A 10,231-nucleotide genomic window follows, 5' to 3' on the forward strand; every position below is an offset into this window, starting at 1 on the left:
CCAGCAGCGCGGTGAGCCGCATGCGCAGCTTCGCCCGGTCCACGGCGCCGGGTTCGGCGTCGGCCAGGGCCGCTTCGAGCTGGTCGAGCCCGGCGAGCACCGGCGCGGAAGGCGCGCCGTCCGCCGCGGGCATGGATGCGTGCAGATGGGCGGCGAGCGCCGCCGGGGTGGCGTACTCGAACACCACCGCCGCGGGCAGCCGGACGCCGGTGGCCGCGGAGAGCCGGTTGCGCAGCTCCAGCGCGGCCAGTGAGTCGACGCCGAGTTCGGCGAAGGTGCGGTGTTCGGCCACGGCGGCCGCCGAGTCGTAGGCCAGTACCCCGGCCGCTTCGGCGCGCACCAGCTCCAGCAGCGCCTTCTCCCGGTCCGGTCCCGTCAGCGCGGCGAGCGCGGCGCCGGGGGCCGGGGCCGGGGCCGCTGCGGCGGCCGGGGCGGCGGTGTCCCGGACCAGGCCGCGCAGCACCGCCGGGACCGGCCCACCGGACCGGACGGCGGCCCGGTCGAGGTGCAGCGGCGCGAGGACCGGTGCGTCGACGGCGCGGGCCAGGTCGAAGAGTTCGAGGGCCTCGGCGGTGTCCAGCGGCCGTATCCCGTTGCGGGTGATACGGGCGAGGTCGGCTTCGGCCAGCGCGCCGGTGATGCCGCTGCGCTGCTCCCACAGGCCCCAGGCCAGCGAGGTGGCCGGGAGCCCTGCCGCGTGCCTGGCCCGGGCCAGCGCGTCCAGAGCGGCGTTGGCGGCGGCGTAGGCGCTCTGCCCGGCCGCGCCAAGGACCCCGGCGGCGGAGGAGAACAGCACGAAGTCGGTCAGTTCCCGGCCGCGGGTCAGCTCGTCCAGCCAGCGGGCACCCAGCACCTTCGGCGCCAGCACCGCCCGCAACCGCTCCTCGGTGAGACCGGTGACCACACCGTCGTCCACCACCCCGGCCGCGTGCACCACCGCCGTCACCGGATGCTCGGCCAGCAGCGCGGCCACCGCGTCCCGGTCGGCCACATCGCACGCCACCACCGACACCTCGGCGCCCAACTTCCTGAGTTCGGCGGCCAGTTCGTCCGCGCCCGGGGTGTCCGGGCCGCGGCGACCGGTGAGCACCAGTTCACGCACCCCGCGCGCGGTGACCAGGTGCCGGGCCACGGTCGCGCCGAGCGCACCCAGTCCGCCGGTGATCAGCACCGGGCCGCCCGGGTCCCGGTCGGTGCCCTGCCGCTCGGCGCCGTCCGGCCCGGTGCCGTTCCGGTCGGTGAGGGCCGCCGGGACGGGGACCAGCCGTGGCACGAGCACCTCGCCGTCGCGCAGCACCAGCTGCCCGCCGGGCACCTGCCACGCGGCGGCGGGCACCTCGGTGTCGTCCTCGGTGTCGTCCTCGATGTCGGCCAGCAGGAAGCGGTCCGGGTGTTCCTGCTGCACCGAGCGCACCAGGCCCCAGACCGCGGCGGCGGCCGGATCGGTGCGCGCTCCCCGGGTGCGCAGCGCCAGCCGGCTACCCGCGAAGCGGTCCTCGGCCAGCCAGCCGCGCACCGCGCTCAGCGCCCCCGCCGCCGCGGCGACCGGGTCGGCCTCGGTCCCGGCCGGCAGCACCACCACCCCGGGCAGCTCCTCCCGGTCGGTGAGTTCGGCCAGATCGGTGCAGACCAGTACGGCGGGCTCCGGTCCGGCCGACGCGGGCGCGGGCACCAGCTCCTCGGTGTACAGCGCGGCCCGCCGGCCGAGCTGCCCGGCCGAGACCGGCCGTACGGCGAGGGATTCCACCACCCCGACCGGTACGCCCGTGGCATCGGCCAGTTCGATCCGGGCCGTGTCGGCGGCCACCGGCGAGATCCGCACCCGCAGCGCGGACGCCCCGGTGCGGTGCAGCGCCAGCCCGGTCCAGGCGAACGGCAGCAGGGTACGGTCGTCGCCCGCGTCCCCGCGCAGCCAGCGCAGGGCGTGCAGCGCCGCGTCCAGCAGGGCGGGGTGCAGCCCGTAGCGGCCGGTGTCGGTGAGGTCGGGCAGGGCGATGTCGGCGAGGATCTCGTCGCCGCGCCGCCAGGCCGCGCGCAGGCCCCGGAACGCCGGACCGTACTCCAGCCCGGCGGCGGCGAACCCGTCGTAGGCCGACGTTACGTCGAGTGCGGTGGCGTCCGGCGGCGGCCAGGCGAGCTGCTCGGCCTGGGGTACGGCGGTCTCCGCCGGGCCCAGCTCGGCGCGGGCGTAGCAGGTCCACGGAGTGCCGGGTGCGGCCGGACGGGCGTGCACGGTCAGCGGACGGTACCCCGTCGCGCCGGGCGCGCCGACCCTCAGCTGCACCTCGACCGTGCCGTCCTCGGGCAGCACCAGGGGTGACTGGAGGGACAGTTCCGCGACCGCACCGGCTCCGGCCACCACGGCGGCGTGCAGGGCCAGTTCGGCGAACACGCTCCCCGGCACCACGCTCGCGCCGAGCACGGTGTGCTCCCCCAGCCAGGACTGCGCCCGGGTGGACAGCCGGCCGGACAGCAGGAACCCGTCCTCCTCGGCGAACTCCACGGCCGCGTCCAGCAGCGGATGGCCGCCGGGGCGCACCGGTCCGGCGTCGTCGAGCCAGTAGCGGCGGCGCTGGAAGGCGTAGGTAGGCAGGTCGACCGGCTGGGCGGGGGGCAGATACGACGCCCAGTCGACCGTACCGCCATGCACATGGAACCGGGCCAACCCGGCGGCCAGCGCACGCACCTCCGGCTGCTCACGGCGCAGCAACGGCACGAACACCGCCGTACTGTCCTCCGGCACACACCCCGGACCCGCAGCAGTGAGCGCGGTGTCCGGACCGACCTCCACGAACCGCGTCACACCCTGCGCATGCAGATGAGCCACCGCATCAGCGAAACGAACGGTGTCCCGGACATTACGCACCCAATAGTCGGCATCCACCGGGACCGCGCCGACATCCACCGTCGACACGAACGGAATACGCGGGGCAGCAAATTCGACACCGGCTATCGCGGCACGAAAACGTTCCAACACCGGCTCCACCAGCGGCGAATGGAAGGCATGGCTCACCCGCAGCCGCGTGTGCCGCCACCCCCGCTCCCCCGCCCGCTCCGCAACATCCTCCACCGCCGCCACCGCACCCGACACCACGACCGACCGCACCCCATTGACGGCCGCAACCCCCACCTCACCCGACAGGATGCCCGCAACCTCATCCTCACTCGCGTTCACCGCGAGCATCGCCCCACCCGCCGGCAACTCCTGCATCAACCCAGCCCGCGCACACACCAACACCACCGCGTCATCCAGCGACAACACCCCCGCCACATGCGCAGCCGCCACCTCACCCACCGAGTGACCGACCACAAAGTCCGGCACCACACCGAACGACTCCAGCAGCCGGAACAACGCCACCTCGAACGCGAACAGACCACACTGCGCGAACAAGGTCTGATCCAGCCGCTCCCCGCCGCCCAGGACCACATCCCGCACCGGACGGCCCAGCACCGCCTCCAACCGCCCGCAGACGTCATCGAAGGCGTCCGCGAACACCGGGTAGTGCTCGGCGAGTTCACGCCCCATCGCCGGGCGCTGCGACCCCTGACCCGAGAACAGGAACCCGGTGCCACCACCACGCCCGGCGGCCATCCCGCTGATCGCCCCGGAGGCCAGCCCCTCCAGCCCCGCCAACAGCTCCGCCCGGTCAGCGGCCACCACCGCACCCCGGTACTCCAACGCGGCCCTCGTCGTGGCAGCCGCGAACGCCACCTGAGAGACGCTCAGTTCGGCATCCGCCGCCACCCGCTCCGACAGCCGCGCCGCCTGCTCCCGCAGCGCCTCCTCGCTGCGACCCGACACCACCACCGGCACCGGCACTGCGACCGCAGGCGGCTCGGCAACGGGCTCGGCGGCCGGGGCCTGCTCGATGATCACGTGGGCGTTGGTGCCGCTGACCCCGAACGCCGACACGGCCGCCCGGCGGACCTCCGTCTCCGGCCAGTCGGTCGCCTCGGTGAGCAGCCGCACCGGGCCGGCCGTCCAGTCGACATGCGGGGACGGGGTGTCCACGTGCAGGGTGCGCGGCAGCACCCCGCGACGCATCGCCTCCACGACCTTGATCACGCCGGCGACCCCGGCAGCCGCCTGGGTGTGCCCGATGTTCGACTTCACCGACCCCAGCCACAGCGGCCGCTCACGCTCCGCGCCGTACGTCGCCAGCAGCGCCTGGGCCTCGATCGGGTCGCCCAGCGCGGTGCCCGTGCCGTGCGCCTCCACCATGTCGACGTCCTCGGAGGACAGTCCGGCGGCGCTCAGCGCGGCGCGGATGACGCGTTCCTGCGCGGGGCCGTTGGGCGCGGTGAGCCCGTTGGAGGCGCCGTCGGAGTTGACGGCCGAGCCGCGCAGGACGGCCAGTACCTCATGGCCGTTGGCGCGCGCGTGGGACAGCCGCTCCAGCACCAGGATGCCGATGCCCTCGGACCAGCCGGTGCCGTCGGCGGCGGCGGAGAAGGACTTGCAGCGGCCGTCGGCGGCCAGGCCGCCCTGCCGGTCGAACTCACGGAACGGGGTGGGGCTGGACATCACCGTCACCCCGCCGGCCAGCGCCAGGGTGGACTCGCCGGAGCGCAGCGACTGGGCGGCCAGGTGCAGTGCGACCAGCGAGGAGGAGCAGGCCGTGTCCACGGTGACCGCCGGGCCGTTGAGGCCGAAGGTGTAGGCGACCCGCCCGGTGGCGACGCTGCCCAGGTTGCCGTTGCCCAGGTAGCCCTCCAGCTCCTCGGGGACGTGCGCCAGCCTGGTCGCGTAGTCGTGGTACATCACCCCGGCGAACACACCGGTACGGCTGCCGCGCAGACCGAGCGGATCGATCCCGGCGCGTTCGAACGCCTCCCAGGACAGCTCCAGCAGCAGCCGCTGCTGCGGGTCCATCGCCAGCGCCTCGCGCGGCGAGATACCGAAGAAGCCGGGGTCGAAGTCACCGGCGCCGGCCAGGAATCCGCCGCGTCCGACCGGCAGGGTTCCGAGGTCCCAGCCGCGGTCGGCGGGGAACCCGGAGATCCCGTCCCGGCCCGCGGCGACCAGGTCCCACAGCTGTTCGGGGGTGGTGATCCCGCCGGGGTAGCGGCAGGCCATGCCGACGATGGCGATCGGCTCGTCCGCCGCGGCCGCGGGCGCGGGGGCCGTCGGTGCCACGAGTGGTGCGGTGTCCAGGTCCCCGGCCTCGGCGAGCACGAACGCGGCCAGCGCGGCCGGGGTGGGGTGGTCGAAGACCAGGGTGGCGGGCAGCCGCAGTCCGGTGGCCGTGCCGAGCCGGTTGCGCAGTTCCAGCGCGGTGAGCGAGTCGAAGCCGAGGTCGGCGAAGGACTGGCCGTCGCCGACCTGCCCGGCCCCGGCCAGGTCCAGGACCGCGGCGGCCTGGGTGCGGACGAGGTCCAGGGCGGCCCGGCGGCGTTCCGGCGCGGGCAGGGCGCGCAGCCGGTCGGCCCAGCCGGACTGCTGCCGCCGGGTGCGGCGGCGGCGCCGGACCAGGCCCGCGAAGACCGGGGGCAGCGGGTCCATCCGGTGCAGGGCGGCGGTGTCCAGCCGCATCGGCAGGACGACCGGATCGCCGAGCCCGACGGCGGTGTCCAGCAGCGCCAGCGCCTCCTCGGTGGGCAGCGGGGCGATGCCGTTGCGGGCGATGCGGGCGAGGTCGGCATCGGCCAATGTTCCGGTGATGCCGCTGCGCTGCTCCCACAGGCCCCAGCCGAGCGCGTGCGCGGGGAGTCCGGCGGCGCGGCGCCGGGCGGCCAGGGCGTCGAGTGCCGCGTTGGCGGCGGAGTAGGCGGCCTGCCCGGCGTTGCCGAGGGTCGCCGAGGCGGAGGAGAACAGCACGAACCGGGTGAGGTCCCGGTCGCGGGTCAGCTCGTCCAGCCAGCGGGCACCCAGCACCTTCGGCGCCAGCACCGCCCGCAACCGCTCCTCGGTGAGACCGGTGACCACACCGTCGTCCACCACCCCGGCCGCGTGCACCACCGCCGTGACCGGGTGCTCGGCCAGCAGCGCGGCCACCGCGTCCCGGTCGGCCACATCGCAGGCCACAGCCCGCGCCGAGGCGCCGAGTTCCGCGAGGTCGGCGAGCAGCTCACCCATGCCGGGCGCGTCACCGCCCCGCCGGGACGCCAGCACCAGGGCACGCACCCCGTGCCGCTCCACCAGATGCCGCGCCACCAGCCGGCCGAGCGTGCCACTCGCCCCAGTCACCAGCACCGTGTCATCCGCCGACCAGGGCGTCGACTCGGGCGCCGCCTCCGTCACCCGCACCAACCGAGGCACCAGCAACTTGCCGTCCCGCACTGCCAGTTGGGGCTCACCGGTGGCCAGGGCGACCCCGTCGGGCACGCTGCCGTCGCTGTCCAGCAGCACGAACCGGTCGGGCCACTCGGCCTGCACCGAGCGCACCAGGCCCCAGACGGCGGCACCGGCCGGGTCGGGCACCTCCGCGGCGGTGGCGGCGACCGCGCCGCGGGTGAGCACGGCCAGCCGGGCACCGGGCGCGGGGTCCTCGGCCAGCCAACCACGCACGCGCTCCAGCACGGCGGCGGTGCACTCGGCCACCGGGCCGCCCTCGACCCCGACCAGCACGTCGGCACCGGTGTCGCGGTTCCCCCCGGCAGGGGCGGACGTCCAGTCCAGCCGGTACATCGAGTCCTGTCCCGCGGGCGGGCGCAGGGTGCCGGTGAGGGCGCGCAGCACCACGCGCTCGACGGTGCCGACGGGGGCGCCGCTGTCGTCGGCGAGGTCGACCCGGACCGCGTCGTCCCCGGTGACGGTGAGCCGGACCCGCAGGGCCGCGGCGCCCTCGGCGTACCAGCGGACCCCGTGGAAGGCGAAGGGCAGCCGGAGGGTGGCGTCGTCGCCGCGCAGGGCCAGGGCGTGCAGCGCGGCGTCCAGCAGGGCGGGATGCAGACCGAACTCGTCGGCCTGACCGGTCAGTTGCTCGGGCAGGGCGATCTCGGCGTAGGTCGCGTCGCCGCGTCGCCAGGCCGCGCGCAGCCCCTGGAAGGCCGGACCGTATCCGAGACCGGTGTCGGCGAGCCGGGGGTAGAACGCGTCCAGCGGGAGGGCTTCGGCGCCGGCCGGGGGCCACTGCACCAGGTCCGTGCCGAACCCGTCCTCCGTGTCCCCCGTGTCCTGTGTGTCCTCGGCCAGGACGCCGGTGGCGTGCCGGGTCCAGGGCAGGGCGGTCCCCTCCGGCCGGGAGTGCACCTCGATGCCGCGGCGCCCGGTGTCGTCGGGTTCTCCGATGCCGACCCGGAGGGCGAGGGCGCCGTCGGCGGGCAGCGCCAACGGGACCTCGAGGGTCAGTTCGTCGATCCGGGCGTCACCGAGGAGTTCGGCGGCGTGCCGGGCGAGTTCCACGAACGCGGTGCCGGGCAGCAGCGGGGTGCCAGTGACCCGGTGGTCGGCCAGCCAGGGCTGGGTGCGCAGGCTCAGCCGTCCGGTGAGGACGGTGTCGATGGGGCCGGGGAGGGCGACCAGCGCACCGAGCAGCGGGTGCCCGGCGGGCTGGGCGCCGAGCTCGGCCGGATCGGCCGGTGCGGCGGACTCCAGCCAGTAGCGGCGGTGCTGGAAGGCGTAGGTAGGCAGCTCGACCGGCTGGGCGGGGGGCAGATACGACGCCCAGTCGACCGTACCGCCATACACATGGAACCGGGCCAGCCCCGCGGCCAGCGCACGCACCTCCGGCTGCTCACGGCGCAGCAACGGCACGAACACCGCCGTACTGTCCTCCGGCACACACCCCGGACCCGCAGCAGTGAGCGCGGTGTCCGGACCGACCTCCACGAACCGCGTCACACCCTGCGCATGCAGATGAGCCACCGCATCGGCAAAGCGAACGGTGTCCCGGACATTACGCACCCAGTAATCGGCATCCACCGGAACCGCACCGACATCCACCGTCGACACGAACGGAATACGCGGGGCAGCAAACTCGACACCGGCTATCGCGGCACGGAACCGCTCCAACACCGGCTCCACCAGCGGCGAATGGAAGGCATGGCTCACCCGCAGCCGAGTGTGCCGCCACCCCCGCTCCCCCGCCCGCTCCGCAACATCCTCCACCGCCGCCACCGCACCCGACACCACCACCGACCGCACCCCGTTGACGGCCGCAACCCCCACCTCACCCGACAGGATGCCGGCGACTTCGCCCTCGGGGGCGTTCACCGCCAGCATCGCCCCGCCCGGAGGCAGCTCCTGCATCAACCCAGCCCGCGCACACACCAACACCACCGCGTCATCCAGCGACAACACCCCCGCCACATGCGCGGCCGCCACCTCACCCACCGAGTGGCCGACGACGAAGTCCGGTACCACGCCGAACGACTCCAGCAGCCGGAACAACGCCACCTCGAACGCGAACAGACCACACTGCGCGAACAAGGTCTGTTCCAGCCGCTCCCCACCGTCCAGGACCACATCCCGCACCGGACGGCCCAGCACCGCCTCCAACCGCCCGCAGACATCACCGAACGCCTCCGCGAACACCGGATATCGCTCGGCCAGCTCCCGGCCCATCCCCGACCACTGCGACCCCTGACCCGAGAACAGGAACCCGCTCAGCCCGCTCCGGTCAGCCACCCCGCTGACCGCCCCCGGGCGGCCCTCCGCCAGCGCCGCCAGCCCGGCCAGCAACTCCTCCCGATCACCCGCCACCACCGCGCCCCGGTGTTCCAGGGCGGCCCGCGACACACCGGCCGCCCGCGCCACCCCCGCGACCGGCACCCCGGAGTCCCCCGCGACGAACTCGCGCAGCCGCGCCGCCTGGTCCCGCAGCGCCTCCGCGGTGCGCCCCGACACCACCACCGGCACCGGCCCCGCGACCGCAGGCGGTTCGGCGACGGGCTCCGTGACGGGGGCTTCCTCCAGGATGACGTGGGCGTTGGTGCCGCTGATGCCGAAGGCGGACACCGCGGCGCGGCGCGGGCGTTCGGCGCGGGGCCAGGGCACCGGCTCGGTGGCCGGTGACAGGGTGCCGGAGGACCAGTCGATGTGCGGGGACGGGGTGTCCGCGTGCAGCGTCCTGGGCACGGTCTCGTGCCGGAGCGCCAGCACGGACTTGATGACACCGGCGACGCCGGCGGCGGCGAGGGTGTGTCCGATGTTCGACTTGACCGACCCCAGCCACAGCGGCCGGTCGCGGTCGGCGCCGTACGTCGCCAGCAGTGCCTGGGCCTCGATCGGGTCGCCGAGGGCGGTGCCGGTGCCGTGTGCCTCGATCAGGTCGACGTCCGCCGGGGACAGCCCGGCGGCGCCGAGCGCGGCCCGGATCACCCGTTGCTGGGAGGGGCCGTTGGGGGCGGTGAGTCCGTTGGAGGCGCCGTCCTGGTTGACGGCGGAGCCGCGGATGACGGCGAGCACCGGGTGCCCGTTGGCCTGAGCGTCGGACAGCCGTTCCAGGACGAGCACGCCGACGCCCTCGGCCATGCCCATGCCGTCGGCAGCGGCGGAGAACGCCTTGCAGCGGCCGTCGGGGGCCAGGACCCGCTGGCGGCTGAACTCGACGAGCGGCCCGGGGCCGGCCAGCACGGTCACTCCGCCCGACAGGGCCAGCGAGGACTCCCCGTCGCGCAGCGAGCGCACGGCGAGGTGCAGGGTGACCAGCGAGGTGGAGCAGGCGGTGTCGACGCTGATCGCGGGGCCTTCGAGGCCGAGGGTGTAGGAGACGCGGCCGGACAGCACGCTGGAGACCACGCCGGTGACGAGGTGGCCCTCGACGCCGGCCGGGGCCTCGGCGAGCCGGGTGCCGTACTCCTGGTGGTTCTGGCCGACGAACACACCGGTGCGGCTGCCGCGCAGCGAGGTGGGGTCGATCCCGGCCCGCTCCAGCGCCTCCCAGGACGTCTCCAGGAGCAGCCGCTGCTGGGGGTCCATCGCCAGCGCCTCGCGCGGGGAGATCCCGAAGAAGCCTGCGTCGAAGTCACCGGGGTCGTCCAGGAAGCCGCCGCGGCGCACATAGGTGTGGCCGGAGCGGTCCGGGTCGGGGTCGTAGAGGGCCTCGATGTCCCAGCCGCGGTCGGTGGGCAGGTCGCCGGTGACGTCCCGGCCGTCGGCCAGCACCCGCCACAGGTCCTCCGGTGAGCGCACCCCGCCCGGGTAGCGGCAGGCCATGCCGACGACGGCGATGGGCTCGGTGCGGGAGCGTTCGGCCTCCTCCAGGCGGCGGTTGGCCTTGCGCAGGTCGACCATGACCCGCTTCAGATAGCCCCGGAGCTTCTCTTCCTCGGACATGTCCAACGCCCT

General features: G+C 75.0%; 1 pseudogene. It reads right to left on the reverse strand.

The annotated features are described in order from the left end of the window. Positions 1–151: 151 nt before the first annotated feature. Positions 152–10,225: pseudogene (locus ACZ5CZ_RS34595) on the reverse strand (SDR family NAD(P)-dependent oxidoreductase); the annotation flags it as partial. Positions 10,226–10,231 lie beyond the last annotated feature (6 nt).

The organism is Streptomyces sp. NPDC031418 (genome assembly GCF_055581605.1).